Origin of the sequence: Kosakonia sp. H7A (assembly GCF_003028445.1) — a bacterium.
In the GTDB taxonomy this organism is placed as follows: Bacteria; Pseudomonadota; Gammaproteobacteria; order Enterobacterales; family Enterobacteriaceae; genus Kosakonia; species Kosakonia radicincitans.
The window spans coordinates 227,290-247,129 of record NZ_PYTZ01000002.1 but is presented as its reverse complement, the minus strand read 5'-3'; the positions used below and the strand labels follow the sequence as shown (position 1 = coordinate 247,129).

General features: G+C 56.1%; 18 protein-coding genes. 9 read left to right on the top strand and 9 right to left on the bottom strand.

The window, feature by feature from the left end; genetic code table 11:
- The first annotated feature begins 112 nt into the window (after positions 1-112).
- The 4 genes from CWM66_RS09155 (at position 113) to CWM66_RS09140 (ending at position 3,459) form a co-directional block, all read left to right on the top strand.
- Positions 113-1,222, top strand: coding sequence for an ABC transporter ATP-binding protein (locus CWM66_RS09155; protein WP_035888878.1), 1,110 nt, complete (start codon positions 113-115; stop codon positions 1,220-1,222).
- A 251-nt stretch (positions 1,223-1,473) separates the two neighbouring features.
- On the top strand, positions 1,474-2,487 hold the full coding sequence (locus CWM66_RS09150) for a zinc-binding alcohol dehydrogenase family protein (protein WP_035888876.1): 1,014 nt from the start codon (positions 1,474-1,476) through the stop codon (positions 2,485-2,487).
- Between the two features lie 200 nt (positions 2,488-2,687).
- Entirely contained in the window at positions 2,688-3,023 is a 336-nt protein-coding gene (locus tag CWM66_RS09145; protein WP_035888875.1) for an RcnB family protein, read from the top strand.
- A 10-nt stretch (positions 3,024-3,033) separates the two neighbouring features.
- Positions 3,034-3,459 (top strand): GNAT family N-acetyltransferase, encoded by a 426-nt coding sequence (locus CWM66_RS09140; RefSeq protein WP_007371210.1) that lies wholly within the window; start codon positions 3,034-3,036, stop codon positions 3,457-3,459.
- 115 nt (positions 3,460-3,574) lie between these two features.
- Here CWM66_RS09140 and apbC read toward each other — a convergent pair whose 3' ends face one another.
- Positions 3,575-4,684 carry an iron-sulfur cluster carrier protein ApbC gene (apbC, locus tag CWM66_RS09135; protein ID WP_007371209.1) on the bottom strand — a complete coding sequence of 370 codons (1,110 nt, stop codon included), beginning with the start codon at positions 4,682-4,684 and terminating at the stop codon, positions 3,575-3,577.
- 272 nt (positions 4,685-4,956) lie between these two features.
- Between apbC and metG the strand changes: the two genes are divergently transcribed.
- Together metG and CWM66_RS09125 are read left to right on the top strand one after the other, a co-directional pair.
- Positions 4,957-6,990, top strand: coding sequence for a methionine--tRNA ligase (gene metG / locus CWM66_RS09130; protein WP_107146560.1), 2,034 nt, complete (start codon positions 4,957-4,959; stop codon positions 6,988-6,990).
- A gap of 69 nt (positions 6,991-7,059) precedes the next feature.
- On the top strand, positions 7,060-7,515 hold the full coding sequence (locus CWM66_RS09125; protein ID WP_007371207.1) for a YehR family lipoprotein: 456 nt from the start codon (positions 7,060-7,062) through the stop codon (positions 7,513-7,515).
- A gap of 127 nt (positions 7,516-7,642) precedes the next feature.
- On the opposite strand, the gene CWM66_RS09120 is transcribed toward CWM66_RS09125, so the two are convergent.
- The 3 genes from CWM66_RS09120 to CWM66_RS09110 are packed head-to-tail and all read right to left on the bottom strand — an operon-like array spanning position 7,643 to position 10,573.
- Positions 7,643-8,119 (bottom strand): DUF1456 family protein, encoded by a 477-nt coding sequence (locus CWM66_RS09120; RefSeq protein ID WP_007371206.1) that lies wholly within the window; start codon positions 8,117-8,119, stop codon positions 7,643-7,645.
- 52 nt (positions 8,120-8,171) lie between these two features.
- Positions 8,172-8,891: a two-component system response regulator BtsR gene (gene btsR / locus CWM66_RS09115; RefSeq protein WP_007371205.1), complete on the bottom strand. Its 720-nt coding sequence runs from the start codon at positions 8,889-8,891 to the stop codon at positions 8,172-8,174.
- Entirely contained in the window at positions 8,885-10,573 is a 1,689-nt protein-coding gene (locus CWM66_RS09110) for a sensor histidine kinase (RefSeq protein WP_007371204.1), read from the bottom strand. The genes btsR and CWM66_RS09110 overlap by 7 nt, the downstream gene beginning before the upstream one ends.
- A 220-nt stretch (positions 10,574-10,793) precedes the next feature.
- Between CWM66_RS09110 and mlrA the strand changes: the two genes are divergently transcribed.
- On the top strand, positions 10,794-11,525 hold the full coding sequence (gene mlrA, locus CWM66_RS09105; protein WP_035888870.1) for an HTH-type transcriptional regulator MlrA: 732 nt from the start codon (positions 10,794-10,796) through the stop codon (positions 11,523-11,525).
- A 58-nt stretch (positions 11,526-11,583) separates the two neighbouring features.
- On the top strand, positions 11,584-11,697 hold the full coding sequence (locus CWM66_RS09100; protein WP_007371202.1) for a protein YohO: 114 nt from the start codon (positions 11,584-11,586) through the stop codon (positions 11,695-11,697).
- Here CWM66_RS09100 and CWM66_RS09095 read toward each other — a convergent pair.
- From CWM66_RS09095 to bglX, 5 genes are all read right to left on the bottom strand, one after another.
- Entirely contained in the window at positions 11,672-12,409 is a 738-nt protein-coding gene (locus CWM66_RS09095; RefSeq protein ID WP_007371201.1) for an ABC transporter permease, read from the bottom strand. The two genes, CWM66_RS09100 and CWM66_RS09095, sit on opposite strands and share 26 nt — an antisense overlap.
- Positions 12,393-13,340: an ABC transporter ATP-binding protein gene (locus tag CWM66_RS09090; protein ID WP_090396470.1), complete on the bottom strand. Its 948-nt coding sequence runs from the start codon at positions 13,338-13,340 to the stop codon at positions 12,393-12,395. The genes CWM66_RS09095 and CWM66_RS09090 overlap by 17 nt, the downstream gene beginning before the upstream one ends.
- Complete coding sequence (locus tag CWM66_RS09085; RefSeq protein WP_035888868.1) at positions 13,333-14,487, bottom strand: ABC transporter permease; 1,155 nt, start codon at positions 14,485-14,487, stop codon at positions 13,333-13,335. Before CWM66_RS09085 ends, CWM66_RS09090 begins: the two co-directional genes overlap by 8 nt.
- Before the next feature lie 8 nt (positions 14,488-14,495).
- Positions 14,496-15,413, bottom strand: a complete 918-nt coding sequence (locus CWM66_RS09080) for an ABC transporter substrate-binding protein (protein ID WP_072439698.1) — start codon at positions 15,411-15,413, stop codon at positions 14,496-14,498.
- 149 nt (positions 15,414-15,562) lie between these two features.
- Positions 15,563-17,860 (bottom strand): beta-glucosidase BglX, encoded by a 2,298-nt coding sequence (gene bglX / locus CWM66_RS09075; RefSeq protein WP_107146740.1) that lies wholly within the window; start codon positions 17,858-17,860, stop codon positions 15,563-15,565.
- A 188-nt stretch (positions 17,861-18,048) separates the two neighbouring features.
- Here bglX and dld point away from each other — a divergent pair, with 188 nt between their 5' ends.
- On the top strand, positions 18,049-19,797 hold the full coding sequence (gene dld / locus CWM66_RS09070) for a D-lactate dehydrogenase (protein WP_007371196.1): 1,749 nt from the start codon (positions 18,049-18,051) through the stop codon (positions 19,795-19,797).
- Positions 19,798-19,840: the final 43 nt, after the last annotated feature.

The following is a 19,840-nucleotide window of genomic DNA, read 5'->3' as shown; positions in this document are numbered from 1 at the left end:
ATGAATTTTCGCGGTTGAGCAGACCTGTCGCCTGATTGTTATACGTAAAACAAAAACATCCGACAACGCGCTTATCGCAGCACATAACGGCTACTAATTTCGGGGAACGTTGATGTCCAATATACGACTGAGGAATGTCACCAAACGGTTTGGCGACACGGTGACGCTGAACAATGTGAATCTGTCGATTGAAGACGGCGAGTTTGCCGTATTTGTCGGCCCCTCCGGCTGCGGGAAATCGACCATGCTGCGCATGATTGCGGGACTGGAAGAGGTCAGCGAAGGGGAAGTATTGATTGGCGATGAGGTGATGAATGATGTCGCGCCCGCACATCGCGGCGTCTCGATGGTGTTCCAGTCTTATGCGCTCTATCCGCATATGACCGTGGCGGAAAATATGGGCTACGGCCTGAAAGTGAACAAAGTGCCGAAGGAGGAGATCCGCCGCCAGGTGGAGATGGTCGCCAAAACCTTACAGCTCAGCCACCTGCTGGACAGAAAACCGAAACAGCTCTCCGGCGGTCAGCGCCAGCGCGTGGCGATTGGTCGCGCTATTGTGCGTAACCCGCGTGTGTTTATGTTTGATGAACCGCTCTCCAACCTTGATGCCGAACTGCGCGTTGAGATGCGCCTGCATATTGCTCGTCTGCATCAGGAGCTGAAAACCACCATGGTGTATGTCACGCATGACCAGGTGGAAGCGATGACGCTGGCCGATAAAATCGTGGTGATGAATTACGGCAATGTCGAGCAGATGGGCTCGCCGATGGAGCTCTATTACAACCCGAAAAATAAGTTTGTCGCCGGATTTATCGGCTCACCGAAGATGAACTTCCTGCCGGCGACGGTGAAAGCGTGGCAGCCAGGCGAGCTTACCGTCACCCTTGCGCAGGGGCATCCGTTAACGCTGGCGATCACGACTTCGCGCCTTGAGCCGGGGGCTGCGGTGACGCTGGGGATCCGCCCGGAGCACCTCTCCACCGATGTCACACGCGGTACGCAGCTGGAGTTTCAGTGCGAAGTGGTAGAGCGGCTCGGCAACAATACTTATCTTTTCGGCCAGTGCTATGGCCACGACAACATTAAAATCCTGCTGCCCGGCGATGTGCATTTCCGCCCGTGGCAGAAAATCACCCTCGCCTTTGATAGCCCGCACTGCATGATTTTCAATGACCAGGATCTGCGCGTCAGCGCCGATATTCCGGTGCCGGACGTCGATTAAGGTCTATCGCCGGATAGCGGCTAACGCCTTATCCGGCCTACGGGATCTCATCACCTGCAATATCAATTCCCCCCAGCCCAACCCTTTTGCCGCCTGCACAATGCTGCCCGTTGAGTGGGTGAGAACTCTCCGTCGGAGGATTTTCACTGCCCGAGGATAAGTGCTTCCCGATTCTGATGGTTTCTCATATCAATCAGCCTGACTACCATTAATCACACACCCACTCCCATCCCTTACTTAACGGAGCACATATGAAAGCAATCGCCATTACCCGCGCTGCTCAGGGTAACAGTAACCTGGATTTCCTCAGTGATATTGAGCTGCCGCAACCGCAGGCCAGCGGCCACGATCTGCTGGTCGAAGTGAAAGCCATATCCGTCAACCCGGTTGATACCAAAGTTCGTGCCGGATTTAATGCCGATACCCCGCGCGTACTGGGCTGGGACGCCGTTGGCGTGGTCAAAGCTGTTGGTCAAGCAGTAACGCTGTTTCAGCCAGGTGATGAAGTGTGGTATGCGGGCGCGTTGACCCGTCCGGGCAGCAATAGCGAATATCAACTGGTCGATGAGCGCATTGTGGCGCACAAACCGAAAACGCTGGATAACGCCCAGGCAGCGGCGCTGCCGCTGACCGCCATCACCGCATGGGAAATGCTGTTTGACCGGCTTGGCATCAACGAGAACGGCAACGAAGGCGACGTGTTGCTGATCGTTGGCGCGGCGGGCGGCGTAGGTTCCATCATGACGCAGCTGGCGCGTAAACTGACCCGCCTGACGGTTATCGGCACCGCATCGCGCCCTGCCAGCCAGCAGTGGGTGAAAGAACTGGGTGCGCATCATGTGATTGATCACAGCAAACCGTTGACCGAAGAGCTGGCGCGAATTGGCATTGCGCAGGTGACGCACGTCGCCAGCCTGAACAATACCCAGGAGCACTATCAGCAGCTGATTAATGCGCTGCAACCGCAGGGTAAGCTGGCACTGATTGACGATCCGGAAAGCCTGGATGCGTTGCCGCTGAAGGTGAAAAGCATCTCTCTGCACTGGGAATTTATGTTTACCCGTTCGATGTTCACCACCCGCGATATTATCGAGCAACACAATCTGCTCACCCGCGTGGCGCAGTTGATTGATCAGGGCGTGCTGAAAACCACGCTCGGCGAGCACTTCGGCACCATTAATGCCGCGAATTTACGTAAAGCGCATGCACTGCTGGAAAGCCAGCGCGCCGTCGGCAAGATTGTGCTGGAAGGGTTTGCTGGCTGATCGGCCAGCCAGGATTATTCCCAAACGTTACAAGCGGATAGCGAAAATCGCTCTCCGCCTGTACAGCTATGACCTGGGTTTGCTTACACTTTTTACCAAAGCGTTATTTTTTCCCGGTTGCTCAGCACCGCATTAACGGCAATGATGGCGTGCTACATAAGCAACTGCGTGAAATGTAAAAAGAACAACCTGGAGAAACAATGAGTAAAACGAAAATGATGCTTCTGGGCGCGCTGTTGGTCACCGCCTCCTCGGCGTTTGCGGCTCCGCAGACGGCCACACCGGGGGCGACCGGCACGCAATCGTATGAAATTAAGGACTTTGTTGCCGACTTTACTAAATTTAATATCGGCGATACCGTGCCAGAGATGTACCGTAGCGAAGAGTACAACATCAAACAGTGGCAGTTGCGTAACCTGCCTGCACCAGAAGCCGGTAGCCACTGGACCTACATGGGCGGCAACTACGTGCTGATCACCGACGCTGAAGGCAAAATTCTCAAAGCCTATAACGGCGACATTTTCTACCATCGTTAAGGGAGCGCCTGTGATTATCCGCCGCTGGCAGGAGAGTGACAGGCCGTTTCTGCGTACGCTGTTTTTACACGCCCGCAGAGCTGGCTGGAGCTGGCTCGATGGGCGTGACTGGCAACTGGAAGACTTTGATGCCGCCACCCTCGATGAAGTGATTTGGGTCGCTGAAGAGGAGGGTCACCGGCTCGGTTTCGCCTCGGTGTACGAAAACGACAACTTCCTGCATAACTTGTTTGTTGACCCGGCCTTTCAGGGCAAAGGAGTCGGCAGCGCACTTCTCAAACATGTACAGACCACGTTTACCGGCACCGGTGCGCTGAAATGCTTGTTGCAGAATAAGGCCGCGCTGGCGTTTTATGAGCGCCACGGCTGGCGGCCAGAAGCGCAGGGCGTGTCACCGGAAGGGGATTACGTGCTGATGCACTATGTGAAACAGTAAAATTGGTGAAGCAGTAAAATTGCAGGCCGGAATGCGGGATTACCCCATCCGGCCTGCTCTCTCTTCGAACCTGCGACGTCGCCATCTTCAGATCCGCATCGCCACCATGCGGGTTTTACACCGCGCGGAAAGCGATATCGCCAGGAATAACTTCACCCTGCCAGTAAAGCTGCGCGGCAACACGATCCGCAAGATTGCGGTAGATAGCCGTAAATTCACTGTCCGGGCGGCTGACCACCGTCGGTGTGCCCTTATCCAGATCTTCACGCAGTGTAATGTGCAGCGGTAACTGACCAAGCAGTTGGGTGTGATACTGTTCCGCCAGTTTCTCTGCGCCGCCGGTGCCGAAAATCGGCTCGTGGTGACCGCAGTTGCTGCAAATGTGCATGCTCATGTTCTCGACGATCCCCAGAACCGGCACTTCCACTTTCTCAAACATCACGATGCCTTTTTTGGCGTCGATCAGCGCAATGTCCTGCGGCGTGGTAACCACCACTGCGCCGGTAACCGGAATGTTCTGCGCCAGCGTTAACTGGATATCCCCGGTGCCTGGCGGCATATCCAGCACCAGATAATCAAGATCCGGCCACATCGATTCCTGCAACAGTTGCAGCAACGCTTTGCTGGCCATCGGGCCGCGCCACACCATGGCGTTATCGTCGGTGACCAGATAACCGATGGAGTTGGTCGCCAGGCCATGCGCCATGATCGGCGCCATATGCGTTCCGTCCGGCGAGGTTGGGCGCTCATGTTCTGCGCCCAGCATCAGCGGAATAGACGGGCCGTAGATGTCCGCATCCAGAATACCGACTTTTGCCCCTTCCGCCGCCAGCGCCAGCGCCAGGTTTACCGCCGTGGAGGACTTCCCTACCCCGCCTTTGCCGGAGCTGACCGCAATGATATTTTTCACGCCGTTGACGCCAGGCTGATTCTTCACGCGTTTCAGGGTGGCGATGTTGTGCGACAGCTTCCAGTCGATGGCGCGCGCTTCGGTAATGCGCAGCAGCTCCGCGCTGCACTGCGCTTTTAACTCTTCAAACGCGGTACGCCAGACGAACGGCATCACCAGTTCGATATGCAGGGTGCCATCCAGCCACGCAACATGGTGCACGGCTTTTAACGCCGTGAGGTTATGCTTCAGGGTTGGGTGCTGAAAATTGGCCAATGTTCCCGAAACTATGGCGCGCAAAGCTTCCGGGGATTTGGCCGGGGATTGCGAACTCATCCCGACTCCTTTGTAGTTGTTCTGAAGAAACGACATTGTAGCGGCCAAGTTTACCGCACAGGTAATAATTATCCATTTACGGATTCATGCCGTTAACACATAGCGTAATTATTGCGCATATTGGCGCATGTGGTTTAAAACGCTCCTGATAGCGTCGTTCAATTATTCCCATATCTGCATATATGGTCTAAAACGCCTCGATCGCGTAGCGCGCTAATTCCCCTTTTGGTACTATCGATACCCCTTTTTCTCAAGAAGATGTAATGCCTACTATGACTCAAGTCGCGAAGAAAATTCTGGTAACGTGCGCACTGCCGTACGCCAACGGCTCTATCCACCTCGGCCATATGCTGGAGCACATCCAGGCTGATGTCTGGGTCCGTTACCAGCGAATGCGCGGCCACGAGGTGAACTTCATTTGCGCGGACGATGCCCACGGCACGCCGATCATGCTGAAAGCGCAGCAGCTGGGGATCACCCCGGAGCAGATGATCACCGAAATGAGTCAGGAACATCAGACTGATTTTGCTGGCTTTAACATCAGCTACGACAACTACCACTCCACGCACAGCGACGAGAACCGCGAGCTGTCGGAGCTTATTTACACGCGCCTGAAAGAGAACGGTTTTATTAAGAACCGCACTATCTCTCAGCTCTACGATCCGGAAAAAGGCATGTTCCTGCCGGACCGTTTTGTGAAAGGCACCTGCCCGAAATGTAAATCGCCGGATCAGTACGGTGATAACTGCGAAGTGTGCGGCGCGACCTACAGCCCGACCGAGCTGATCGAGCCGAAATCAGTGGTATCCGGCGCGACGCCGGTAATGCGTGATTCCGAACACTTCTTCTTCGATCTGCCTTCCTTCAGCGAAATGTTACAGGCATGGACCCGCAGCGGCGCGCTGCAGGAGCAGGTGGCCAACAAAATGCAGGAGTGGTTCGAATCCGGGCTGCAACAGTGGGATATCTCCCGCGATGCGCCGTACTTCGGCTTCGAAATCCCGGGCGCGCCGGGCAAATATTTCTATGTCTGGCTGGATGCGCCGATCGGCTACATGGGCTCGTTCAAAAACCTGTGCGACAAACGCGGCGATACCACCAGCTTCGACGCATACTGGAAGAAAGATTCCGACGCCGAGCTGTATCACTTTATCGGTAAAGATATCGTCTACTTCCACAGCCTGTTCTGGCCTGCGATGCTGGAAGGCAGCAATTTCCGTAAGCCGACCAACCTGTTTGTTCACGGCTATGTGACGGTGAACGGCGCGAAGATGTCCAAATCGCGTGGCACCTTCATTAAAGCCAGCACCTGGCTGAACCATTTTGATGCCGACAGCCTGCGCTACTACTACGCGGCGAAGCTCTCTTCGCGCATTGATGATATCGACCTTAACCTGGAAGACTTTATCCAGCGCGTGAACGCCGACATCGTCAACAAAGTGGTGAATCTGGCCTCCCGTAACGCGGGCTTTATCGCCAAACGCTTTGACGGCGTGCTGGCGGCAGAGCTGGCGGATCCGGCGCTGTACCAGACCTTTATCGACGCGGCAGCCAGCATTGGTGAAGCGTGGGAAAACCGCGAATTCAGCAAAGCGGTACGCGAAATCATGGCACTGGCCGATGTGGCTAACCGCTATGTTGATGAGCAGGCGCCGTGGGTGGTGGCAAAACAGGAAGGCCGCGATACCGATCTGCAGGCCATCTGCTCAATGGGCATCAATCTGTTCCGCGTTCTGCTGACATACCTGAAACCGGTTCTGCCATCGCTCTCTGAGCGCGCGGAAGCGTTCCTCAACACCACGCTGGAGTGGGGTGCCATTAACCAGCCGCTGCTCGGCCATAAAGTGAATACCTTCAAAGCGTTGTACAACCGCATTGAGATGAAACAGGTCGAAGCGCTGGTTGAAGCGTCGAAAGAAGAAGTGAAAGCGGCTGCCGCACCGGTGACCGGCGAACTGGCCGACAATCCGATTCAGGAAACCATCAGCTTTGATGATTTCGCCAAAGTCGATCTGCGCGTGGCGCTGATTGAGAACGCGGAATTCGTTGAGGGCTCTGACAAGCTGCTGCGCCTGACGCTGGATCTGGACGGCGAGAAACGCAATGTCTTCTCCGGCATTCGTTCTGCCTACCCGGACCCGAGCGCGCTGATTGGCCGCCTGACGGTGATGGTGGCAAACCTTGCGCCGCGTAAAATGCGCTTCGGCATCTCCGAAGGGATGGTGATGGCCGCAGGCCCTGGCGGCAAGGACATCTTCCTGCTCAGCCCGGACAGCGGTGCGAAAGCAGGCCAACAGGTCAAATAACAATAAAGGCGCTGATATCAGCGCCTTTTTTCTATACTGATACCAGTTTATGGAAACAGGGGAATCACCGTGAATATCCGTCATCTTTTTGCCGCCCTTTTCGCCTTTACCCTGCTCTTCAGCCTGAGCGGCTGCGGGGAGAAAGAGCAGAGTAAAACCTTTAGCTGGTCGGCACCAGGAACCGAACTGACGCTGACCTATTACTACAAAGACGACAAAGTGCTGCGCCAGACGGCGAAAAATAAGATCGACTACAGCGCCATTGGCGCGAGCAACAAAGAGGAAGCGATGAAAGTCCTCGGGCCGATCAGCCAGAAATACCAGAGCGTCAAAGGGATCAAAGAGAGCGTTGATTACCAGCAAACCTATGCGCAGGAGACGCTGGATGTAGATTACAGCGCGGTGAATTTCGCCGATCTGAACGCATTACAGGGCACGGCGTTTACCGGCACGGTGCAGGATGGTATCAGTATGCAGAAGTCGGAAGCGCTGTTGAAAGCGAAGGGCTTTAAAGAGGTTCAGTAATTCGTCATCTTGCCCGGTGGCGCTACGCTTACCGGGCCAGTGAAGGTCGTAAGCCGGATAACGCAACGCCGTCATCGGGCAGTTTTTCACAACGCTCAGGCGACATAGCCTGATGGCGCTTCGCTTATCAGGCCTGCGCTTTCGGCTTTTGCACCTTGCTGGCTAAGCCACGCAGGAAATAGCGCAGAAACTGGTCGCCGCACTCGCGGAAGTTTTTATGTTCCGGCGCGCGCATCATGGCGGTGATTTCCGGCATCGACACACGGAACTGCTGCGCGGTGAGGATCGCCAGAATATCGTCGGTCTTTAACGAAAAGGCGATACGCAATTTTTTCAGCACAATGTTGTTATTCAGTTTGCGCTCGACCACCAGCGGCGGCGCGCTGTCATCTTTGCCGCGTTTTTCGTAAATCAGCCCATTGAGAAAAGCGGATAACACAATATCCGGACACGGCTTATACCCTGCCTCATCCTCTTTACGCAGCCACGGAGCAATCTGTTCGGCGGTGACCACCGTATCCGCCAGTGCAAGAATGCGCACCAGCGCGTTATTGTCCACTTGCAGTGTGTAACGCAGGCTGCGCAGGATATCGTTATTAAGCATCTCTTTCCCCAAAATGATAAACCAGCGCGCAGTGTAGGCATCGCACAGGAATTTACAACCCCAGCGCCTCTTTTAAATTCTTCAGATAGCGGCGGCTGACCGGCACCGTCAGCCCGTCACGCAGCAATAGCTCCGCCTGGCCGTTATCTTCAAGGCGAATCTCTTTCAGGTGCGCCATATTCACCAGATACTGACGATGGCAGCGAACCAGCGGCGTGCGGCTCTCCAGCGTACGCAACGTCAGCTCAGTAAAGCCCTCTTTGCCCTCCTGGCTGGTGACATAAACGCCGCTCATCCGGCTGCTGACAAACGCCACCTCATCCATCTGCAACAGCCAGATACGGCTGTGCCCGGTACAGGGAATAAATTTCAGCGCTTCCTGATTCTCCGGCAGCACCGACACATCCTGCACACCGCGCTCCTGGCGCAGGCGCGTCAACGTTTTCTCCAGACGACGTGCCTCAATAGGTTTAAGCAGGTAGTCGAACGCATGTTCCTCAAACGCCTGCACCGCATACTCATCAAAAGCGGTAAGAAACACCACATAAGGGCGATTGCCGGGATCAAGCATGCCGACCATCTCAAGCCCGCTGATGCGCGGCATCTGAATATCAAGAAACAGCACGTCGGGGTGCAGCTTGTGCACCGCGCCAATCGCTTCCACGGCATTGCCGCACTCGCCAACAATCTCGATGTCGCTCTCTTCCTGAAGCAGAATACGCAGGTTTTCCCGGGCCAGCGGTTCATCATCAACAATCAGCACTTTTAACATGCCTGTTCCTCCAGCGGGAGTCTTAAGGTAATGCGGGTAAACAGATCCGGTTCGCAGGCAATGCTGATACCGCAGTCGTTACCGAAGCGGGCGCGCAACCGCTTATCCACCAGGCTCATCCCCAGCCCGCTGGCATCGTTTTTCGGTTGATACAGACCCGCATTATCCTCAACCGCCAGCACCAGATGTTCCCCGTCCTGGCTGGCGTTGATGGAAATCTCGCCGACGCCGAGCAGCTGCGATGTACCATGCTTGATGGCATTTTCGACAATCGGTTGCAGCGTAAATGCCGGCAACTGCAAATGCGACAGCGCCTCCGGCACGTGTAACTGCACATGCAACCGCGACTGGAAGCGCGCTTTTTCGATTTGCAGGTAGGCATTCACATGTTCAATTTCATCCGCCAGCGTAACGATCTCTGACGGACGCTTTAAGTTTTTGCGAAAGAAGGTCGAGAGGTATTGCACCAGCAACCCGGCCTGGTCGCTGTCGCGGCGGATCACCGCTTTCAACGTATTCAGCGCATTGAACAGGAAATGTGGGTTCACCTGCGCATGCAGGAGTTTAATTTCCGACTGAGTCAGCAGCGCCTTCTGCCGTTCGTACTGCCCGGCGAGAATTTGCGCCGACAGCAGTTGCGCGATCCCTTCGCCCAGCGTGCGGTTGATGGAGCTGAACAGGCGGTTTTTCGCCTCGTATAACTTAATGGTGCCCACCACGCGCTGGTTTTCGCCGCGTAGCGGAATAACTAATGTCGAACCTAATTTGCACTGCGGATGCAACGAGCAGCGATACGGCACTTCGTTACCGTCAGCGTACACCACTTCGCCGGTTTCGATGGCGCGCTGCGTCCAGACCGAAGAGATCGGCCGCCCCGGTAAGTGGTGATCGTCGCCAATGCCGGTAAACGCCAGCAGCTTGTCGCGATCGGTAATGGCCACCGCACCAATCTCCAGCTCTTTATAGAGCACCTGCGCCACCTTCATGCTGTTTTCTTCGTTAAAACCCTGGCGCAAAATCCCTTCGGTGGAGGCGGCCACTTTCAGCGCGGTGGCGGAAAACGCCGAGGTGTACTTCTCGAACATGGCGCGTTTATCGAGCAGGATACGCATAAACAGCGCGGCGCCGACGGTATTGGTGACCATCATCGGCGCGGCAATGCTCTGCACCAGATGCAGGGCACTGTCGAACGGCCGGGCAATCAGCAGAATAATCAGCATCTGCGTCAGCTCCGCCACACAAGTGATTGCCCCGGCGGTGAGCGGGCTAAAGACCCGATCGGTACGCCCGCGCTTAATCAACGCACTGTGAACCAGGCCGCCAAGCAGCCCTTCGACAATGGTGGAGATCATACAGCTCAGCGCCGTCATGCCGCCCATCGAGTAACGGTGCAGGCCGCCGGTTAATCCGACCAGACCGCCCACCAGCGGGCCGCCGAGCAGGCCGCCCATGACCGCGCCAATCGCCCGGGTATTCGCAATAGAGTCTTCGATGTGCAGCCCGAAATAAGTGCCAAGAATGCAGAAAATAGAGAAGGTGACATAGCACAATAATTTATGCGGCAGACGGACGGTAACCTGCATTAGCGGGATAAACAGGCGCGTCTTACTCATCAACCAGGCGATAACCAGAAACACGCACATCTGTTGTAGCAGCAACAGCACCAGATTGAATTCGTACATACCGGCAAATACCACATCAACTAAAGCGCGTAACATACATGGAGTCGCCGTACGTTTCTTTGAAGCGCTGCAAAAAAACGCTAAATCGTGCTCTGTATCACAAAGTCTTGCCAGATGATTCACCTTTCACCTGCCGTCCGGGCAATTTTTCGCCAATTTCTCTTCATACGACCGCCAGAGGCTACAGTTAAAGTGGGAGCCAGTAAGCAAAGGTGAAACTATGGCGCTTTACACAATTGGTGAAGTGGCGTTGTTATGCGATGTCAATCCCGTCACGCTGCGAGCCTGGCAGCGACGTTACGGGTTATTGAAACCTCAACGCACGGATGGCGGCCATCGACTCTTTACCGAATCGGACATTGATCGCATTCGGGAAATTAAAAGCTGGATAAGTAATGGTGTTCAGGTCAGCAAAGTGCAGACCCTGCTTTCCAGCGAACCTGACGAGGTTCGCGACGGCTGGCGGGAGCAGCAAGAGACCGCGCTGCGCTACCTGCAACAGGGCAATCAGCAGCAGTTGCACCAGTGGATCAAAGAGCACGAACGCGACTACCCGGCCAGTACGCTGACCAGCAATTTGATCATGCCTTTACGCCACCGCCTGCAAAACCCGCAGCCCGCTCTGCAAGCGATGCTCAGCCTGCTCGATGGCATATTGATTACTCATATTTCCGGCTCTCTGGCGCTGGCGCGCAAAAAGAGCGGCCAGGACGCGCTGGTGATCGGCTGGAATATTCACGACACCCCCCGTTTATGGCTGGAAGGCTGGATAGCAAGCCAGCAAGGATGGCGGGTAGATGTGCTGGCACATTCGTTAACCCATCTGCGCCCGGAGATGTTCGACGGCCAGACGCTGCTGGTGTGGTGCGGAGAAAGCCCGACAACAGCGCAACTGCATCAGTTGCTGACATGGCAGGAAAACGGCCACCGCGTTGCGCTTCTCGGTATTTAATGTTTTATCAACAACCCGGCTCCCTTTATACTACTTGCCTTAACAAAAGGAACGACATATGAAGGCTGGTAAAATTATCGTCATCGCGGTTTTTCTGCTGATGGCCATCGGCGGCATCAGCGGCGTGATGCTCGCAGGTTATTCGTTTATTGTGCGTGGCGGTGCTGGCTAAGCCAGCGCGTCAACCGCTCAAATGCCTGGTCGACAATAATCGCGGCCAGCGCCACCAGAATTGCTCCCTGAATAACATAAGCCGTATTAAAACCGCTCAGCCCGATGATAATCGGCGTACCGAGCGTGCTCGCGCCCACCGTTGAGGCAATCGCCGCCGTGCCGATATTGATGATCACCGAGGTGCGCACACCGGCAATGATCACCGGCGCCGCCAGCGGCAGCTCCACTTTCACCAACCGCTGCCACGCGCTCATTCCCATGCCCTGCGCCACGCTTTGTACGCTCTCTGGCACGGCGGCGATCCCGGCCAGCGTTCCCTGTAAAATCGGCAAAATACCGTACAATACCAGCGCAATCACCGCCGGCTCTTTACCAAACCCCATGACCGGCACGGCAATCGCCAGCACCGCCACCGGCGGAAAAGTTTGCCCGACGGCGGCGATGGTTTCCGCCAGCGGACGAAACTCACGCCCGGCCGGGCGGGTCACCACAATGCCAACACCGATACCCAGCACAATGGCAATCGCGCTGGAAATGCCCACCAGCGCAAAATGCGCTGCGGCCAGCGACACAAAGCTCTCCTGCAGATAGACCGGGCGCGGCAGTTGCGGAAACAGTGTGCTGAATAACGCAGCGCTGTGCGGCAGCCACAGCAATAGCGCCACAAACAGCGCGATCAACCATAACAGGGGATCACGCAGAAGCCTCACCACTGGCCTCCACGCGCAATAAATCACGGAAATGCAGACTGCCGCAGGGCTGGCCGCTGTCATCATGCACCGGCAGGATCTCGCACTGTTGGGCGACAAACGCCGACAACGCTTCGCGCAGCGTCATCTCCGCCCGCAGCGGTTCTCCCTCATAAACCGGTTCACGGCGCAGATAGCCTTTCACCTGGCGCAGCGACAACAGACGCACGCCCAGCTCGCTACGACCGAAAAATTCACGGACAAAATCGTTGTGCGGCGCGGTCAGCAGCGCCAGCGGTGTCCCCTGCTGCACCACTTTGCCCTTATCCATCAACACCAGATGATCTGCCAGCTGTAGCGCCTCATCAATATCGTGCGTCACCAGTACAATGGTGCGCCCAAGCAGGCGGTGAATGCGCACCATCTCCTGCTGCAATGCCGCGCGGGTGACCGGATCCAGCGCACCGAAAGGTTCATCCATCAACAGCACTTCCGGATCGGCCGCCAGCGCGCGAGCCACTCCGACCCGCTGCTGTTGCCCGCCGGAAAGCTGATGCGGGAAACGGTCGCGCAGGGAAACATCCAGCCCCAGCAGCGCCATCAGTTCATCCACCCGTGCCTCGCGCTGGCCGCGCGACCACTTTTGCAGTTGCAGCACGGTGGCGATGTTCTGCGCCACCGTCCAGTGCGGGAACAACCCAATCGACTGGATGGCATACCCCATGCGGCGGCGCAGCTCCAGCACCGGAAGCAGGCGAATATCCTCACCGGCAAAATAAATCGCGCCTTCATCATGCTCGATCAGCCGGTTGATCATCTTCAGCGTGGTCGATTTTCCGGAACCTGAGGTGCCAATCAGTACCGAAAAAGCGCCCGTTTTGACATGCAGATCGAGATGGCTGACGGCCTGCTGTCCGGCAAAGGTTTTGCTGACATTTTTAAATTCAATCATGTTGTTTTACCTTCAGCAGCGCGAGGCTTAAACCAAACAGCGCATCCACGACAACGGCCAGCGCAATAACCGGGATCACACCAAGCAACACTAAATCCAGCGCGCTGCTCAGTAGCCCCTGGAAGACCAACGAACCGAAGCCGCCTGCCCCGATCAGCGCCGCGATCACCGCCATGCCGACCGTCTGCACCGCCACAACGCGCAAACTGCGTAGCAGCAGCGGCAGCGCCAGCGGAATGCGTACCTGCCAGAAACGCTGGCGCGCGCTCATGCCCATCGCCTCGGCACTCTCCAGCACCTCCTGCGGCACCTGGTTAAGCCCGGCGACCACGCCGCGCACCAGCGGCAACAAGGCATACAAAATAAGGGCAATCAGCGCGGGCGTCATGCCGGTTCCGGCAATGCCGAAACGGCTCAGAACCGGGAAGTGCAGCACCAGCCCGGCCAACGGCGCAATCAGCAGGCCGAACAGCCCGACAGAAGGAATGGTCTGGATGATATTGAGCACCGTGAAAACCGGCCCCTGGCGTGTCGGATGGCGGTAGCACCATAAACCGATGGCAAATCCCACCCCCAGCGCGGGGATGAGCGTACCGAAAAGCAGCGTCAGATGCTGCGCCAGCGCATCATTAAACACTTCCTGGCGGTTGCGGTATTCATGCAGCAATGAGAGATCGTCCAGCTCGCCGCTGAGCAGTAAGAACAGCGGCAGACACCAGATTTGCGCATTGAGCAGCCAGCGCCAGACCGGATGGCTGGCAAGGCGGCGAATGGCGTCGCTACAGGCCAGCAGCGCCAACGCCAGCCACAGCCACAACCCGCTTCCCGGCGAGGTTCGCGCCAACGCGCTGCCCGACTGCGCCAGTTCCGTCGCCGCCCTGCCCGCGCTCCATACCAAAAGGCAGAACAGCGCTTCGGCCAGCAGCAGCGTACCGATTTGCGCCCCGCGCCCTGGCACAAAACTGAGTATCAGCAACAGACAGGGCACCAGTAGCCAGAACGCCGGAAACAGCTGCCACAACGCGCGACTTTCGCCTGAGACCAGCCGGTTTGGCGCATAGTTAACAAACGGTAGCCAGGCTGCCAGCAGCCCGACGACCATTAACAGCAGCAGCACACGATTATGGCAACGTCGCGAATCCTCCATAACAGCGCTTATTTCACCAGCCCTTTTTCTTTCAGGTAATCGGCTGCCACTTTTTTCGCATCCAGCCCTTCAACGGCAATGCTGGCGTTCAGTTTTTGCAGCGTTTTTTCATCCAGGCTGGCGAAGACCGGTTTCAGCCACGCACCCAACTGCGGATACGCTTTTAACACCGCTTCACGCACCACCGGCGTGGGCGCATAGATCGGTTGCACGCCTTTCGGATCGCTCAGCGTTTGCAGCCCCAGCGCCGCAACCGGACCATCCGTGCCGTAGGCCATCGCCGCATTCACACCGGAGGTTTGCTGCGCGGCAGCTTTGATGGTTACTGCCGTATCGCCGCCAGCCAGCGACAGCAGTTGATCCTGTTTCAGTGTAAAGTCGTACGCTTTCTCAAAGGCCGGTAACGCATCGGTGCGTTCGATAAACTCCGCCGATGCCGCCAGTTTGAATTCACCGCCCTCTTTCAGGTAACGGCTCAGATCGGCTAAGGATGTGAGCTTATTTTTCTGCGCCAGATCCTGACGCACGGCAATCGTCCATGTGTTATTCGCCGGAGCGGGCGTCAGCCAGACCAGCTTATTCTGTTCGGCATCGAGTTTTTTCACTTTCTCGTAGCCCTGCTGCGCGTTTTTCCATGCGGGATCGCTTTCATCTTTAAAGAAAAATGCGCCGTTACCGGTGTATTCGGGGTAGATATCCAGCTCGCCGGAGGTAATCGCCCCGCGCACCACCGGCGTGGTGCCAAGCTGCACTTTATTGACTGTTTTTACGCCATGGCTTTCCAGAACCTGCAAGATGATATTGCCCAGCAGCGCCCCTTCGGTATCAATTTTGGATCCCACTTTTACCGGTTCCGCTGCCTGCAACGGCAGGCTCGTGGCAGCCACCAGCAGCAGTGAGCACGCAATCTTATGGGTGATTGTCATTGTACTTCCCTCATTTTTTACCGCCTTTTTCAGCAGCTTGAGAAAAAAGCGTAGCCGAAAAATAGCGGCTTTGTCGCGTGAAAGCCCTAAACGATAAAGGAATAAGGTATAGCGGAAAAAATCAGGCCGGTTGCCCGGCCTGGGAAGGATTAGCGCAGTTCGAACTCGCCCTGATTGACGCGTGCGGAATCAACACCGATAAAGACGTTGAATTTGCCCGGCTCCGCAGCATATTTCATCTGCTGGTTCCAGAATTTCAGCGCATTCACATCGATCGGGAAGCTGACGGTTTTGGTTTCGCCCGGTTGCAGGTTCACCTTGTCAAAGCCGCGCAGCTGTTTCACCGGACGGCTCATCGACGCGGTGACATCCTGCAAATACATCTGGATCACCGTTTCACCCGCGCGCTTACCGGTGTTGGTCACCTCCACGCTGGCGGTCACTTTGCCAGTGTTCGTCATCGACGGCGCGGACATTTTCACCTCAGAGACTTTGAAAGTGGTGTAGCTAAGGCCGTAACCGAACGGATAGAGCGGCCCGTTCGCTTCATCAAAGTAACGGGAAGTGTATTTGTTCGGCTTGTCGGCATTGTACGGACGGCCGGTATTCAAATGGCTGTAGTAAACCGGGATCTGCCCCACCGAGCGCGGGAAGGACATCGGCAACTTGCCGGACGGGTTGTAATCGCCAAACAGAATATCGGCGATGGCGTTACCGCCTTCCGTCCCGGCGAACCAGGTTTCGAGGATCGCATCAGCCTGCTGATCCTCTTTCACCAGCGCCAGCGGGCGACCATTCATCAGCACCAGCACCAGCGGTTTACCGGTCGCTTTCAGCGCGGCAATCAGATCGCGCTGGCTTTGCGGAATAGTGATGTCAGTACGGCTGGACGCTTCGTGCGCCATCCCCTGCGCTTCACCCACCACAGCTACCACCACGTCGGATTTCTTCGCCGCCGCCACCGCTTCATTAATCATCTCTTGCGGCGAACGCGGATCGACCACCACCGCCGGTTCATACAGATTGAGGAAGTTAACGATGTCTTTGTCGTTAGTGATGTTCGCCCCTTTGGCGTACAGCACGTTGCCTTTACCGGCCAGCGCATTGCGGATGCCGGTCAGCACGGTAACAGACTGATCGGCCACACCCGCCGCAGACCAGCTTCCCATTGAGTCACGCTTGCTGTCGGCCAGCGGCCCAACCACCGCCACGGTGTCGGTTTTTTTCAGCGGCAGGGTTTCAAGGCGGTTTTTCAGCAGCACCATACTTTCGCGCGCCACTTGACGCGCTTCTTTGCGATGCAGACGGCTTTCCGCATTGGTATCTTGCGGATCGCTCTCTTTCGGGCCGAGATGGCTGTACGGATCGTTAAACAAGCCCATGTCGTACTTCACGTTCAGCACATGACGCGTGGCATCGTTCAGCTCCTCCATCGTCACCTTGCCGGATTTCACCAGACCCGGCAGATACTTGCTGTAGTACTCGTCGCTCATGCTCATGTTGATGCCGGACTTCAGCGCCACACGCACCGCATCTTCCGGATCGGCAGCCGTGCCGTGTTTGATAAGTTCCTTGATCGCACCGTGATCGGAAATGGTGATGCCTTTGAAGTGCCACTGATCGCGCAGCAGATCTTTTAACAGCCAGGAATCCGACGAAGCGGGCGTGCCGTTCAGCGAGTTAAGCGCCACCATCACGCCGCCGCTACCGGCATCGAGCGCCGCTTTATACGGCGGCATATAGTCGTTAAACAGACGCTGCGGGCTCATATCGACGGTGTTGTACTCTTTACCGCCTTCCACCGCGCCATACGCAGCAAAGTGTTTAACGCTGGTCATCACTGAGTAGCGATCCGCCGGGCTTTTGCCCTGCATCGCTTCGACCATCGTGCGCCCCATTTCAGAGGTCAGGAAGGTGTCTTCGCCAAACCCTTCCGACACGCGGCCCCAGCGCGGATCGCGGGAAACATCCACCATGGGTGCCCAGGTCATATTCAGGCCGTCATCGGCGGCTTCATAAGCAGAAATGCGCCCTACAGTGCGCACCGCGTCAAGGTTAAAACTGGAGGCCAGGCCAAGGCTAATCGGGAAGACGGTACGCTGGCCGTGAACCACATCATAAGCGAAAAAGAGAGGAATTTTCAGGCGGCTAAGCTGCATCGCCTGATCCTGCATCGCGCGGATATCCGGGCGGGTAACGGTGTTAAAAATCGCCCCCACCTGGCTCTTTTTAATCATCTCGCGGATAGCTTCCTTCGGGTTATCCGGGCCAACACTGATAAGACGCAACTGGCCAATTTTTTCATCAACTGTCATCTTTTTGAGCAACTCAGTGACAAATGCATCCCTTGCTTCAGGCGTCAGCGGATGGTTGCCAATCAACTCCTCAGCCAGCGCGGGTTGCAGCGCGAGGCTCACAGCGACACCTACAGAACATAGCCATTTCATGTCGTATTTACTCTCTTGTATTTCACCCATAACCGCGGAACGGACCGCGAAAAAAACGCAGTGTGCCATAATCCTGGCATGTCTTGCAGAGTTGGGCTCTGATTTTTCTGCGAATTCACTCCCCCGTCAGGTTTAGCAGGACTACTATTACAGGCACAAAAATGCTGACTCACCACAAGGAGTGGAATATGTCATTCGCAACTTCAAACGAGAACCGCACTTTTTTACACGAACTGAAACGGCTGGTCGGCGCATCTCACCTGTTGACCGATCCCGCTAAAACCGCCCGCTACCGTAAAGGCTTTCGCTCCGGCCACGGCGATGCGCTGGCGGTGGTGTTTCCCGGAACGTTAGTGGAGCTATGGCGCGTGCTGCATGCCTGCGTCAACGCCGACAAAATCATCCTGATGCAGGCGGCGAATACTGGCCTGACCGAAGGCTCAACGCCCAGCGGCAATGATTATGATCGCGATATCGTGATTATCAGTACCCTGCGGCTCGACAAGCTGCACCTGCTGGATAACGGCGAGCAGGTGCTGGCGTATCCTGGCACCACGCTCTACTCGCTGGAAAAGGCGCTTAAACCGCTGGGCCGCGAGCCGCACTCGGTGATTGGCTCCTCCTGCATTGGCGCCTCGGTGATTGGCGGGATCTGCAATAACTCCGGTGGTTCACTGGTGCAGCGCGGCCCGGCCTATACCGAGATGTCGCTGTTCGCCCGTATCGATGAGCAGGGCAAATTGCAGTTAGTTAACCATCTGGGCATTGATTTGGGCGAAACGCCGGAGCAGATCCTCAGCGCGCTGGATGACGAGCGCATCAAAGCGGATAACGTGCGCCACGATCAGCGTCACGGTCACGATCATGATTACATCACCCGCGTGCGCGACGTCGAAGCCGATACTCCGGCGCGCTACAACGCCGATCCGGATCGGCTGTTTGAATCTTCCGGCTGTGCGGGCAAACTCGCGGTTTTTGCTGTACGTCTGGATACTTTCCCGGCGGAAAAACAGCAACAAGTATTCTATATCGGCACCAACCAGACCGCCGTATTAACGGAGATCCGCCGCCACATTCTGGCGAACTTCGCCCATCTGCCGGTGGCGGGCGAATATATGCACCGCGATATTTACGACATCGCCGAACGCTACGGTAAAGACACCTTCCTGATGATCGACAAGCTCGGCACCGACAAAATGCCGCTGTTCTTTACCCTGAAGGGACGCACCGAAGCGGTGCTGGATAAAGCGCCGCTGTTCAAGCCGCACTTTATTGACCGTTCACTGCAAAAAATCAGCGCCGTCTTCCCGTCTCATCTGCCGCCGCGCATGAAAACGTGGCGTGATAAGTATGAGCATCATCTGCTGTTGAAAATGTCAGGCGATGGGATCGCAGAAGCGCAAAACTGGCTGACGGACTATTTTGCCAGCGCCGAAGGCGACTTTTTCGTCTGTACGCCGGAGGAAGGGAGCAAAGCCTTTTTACATCGCTTTGCCGCCGCCGGTGCGGCGATCCGCTATCAGGCGGTACATGCTGATGAAGTGGAAGATATTCTGGCGCTCGACATCGCCCTGAGGCGCAACGATACCGAATGGTTTGAGCATCTGCCGCCAGAAATCGACAACCAACTGGTGCACAAACTCTACTACGGCCACTTTATGTGCCACGTTTTCCACCAGGATTATATCGTCAAGAAAGGCGTCGACGCCCATGCGCTGAAAGAGCAAATGCTTGAACTGCTGCGCCAGCGCGGCGCGCAATACCCTGCCGAACATAACGTGGGTCACCTGTATGAAGCCGCAGAAACGCTAAAACAGTTTTATCGGGAAAATGATCCGACAAACAGCATGAATCCCGGTATCGGAAAAACCACTAAGCGTAAATTCTGGCAAGAGGAATTAACGACAGATAATCACGCTGATGTGGTGATAAAATAGCCACAATACAGGCTGTATTGTGTGCTCCTTTCGTAATAGAGTA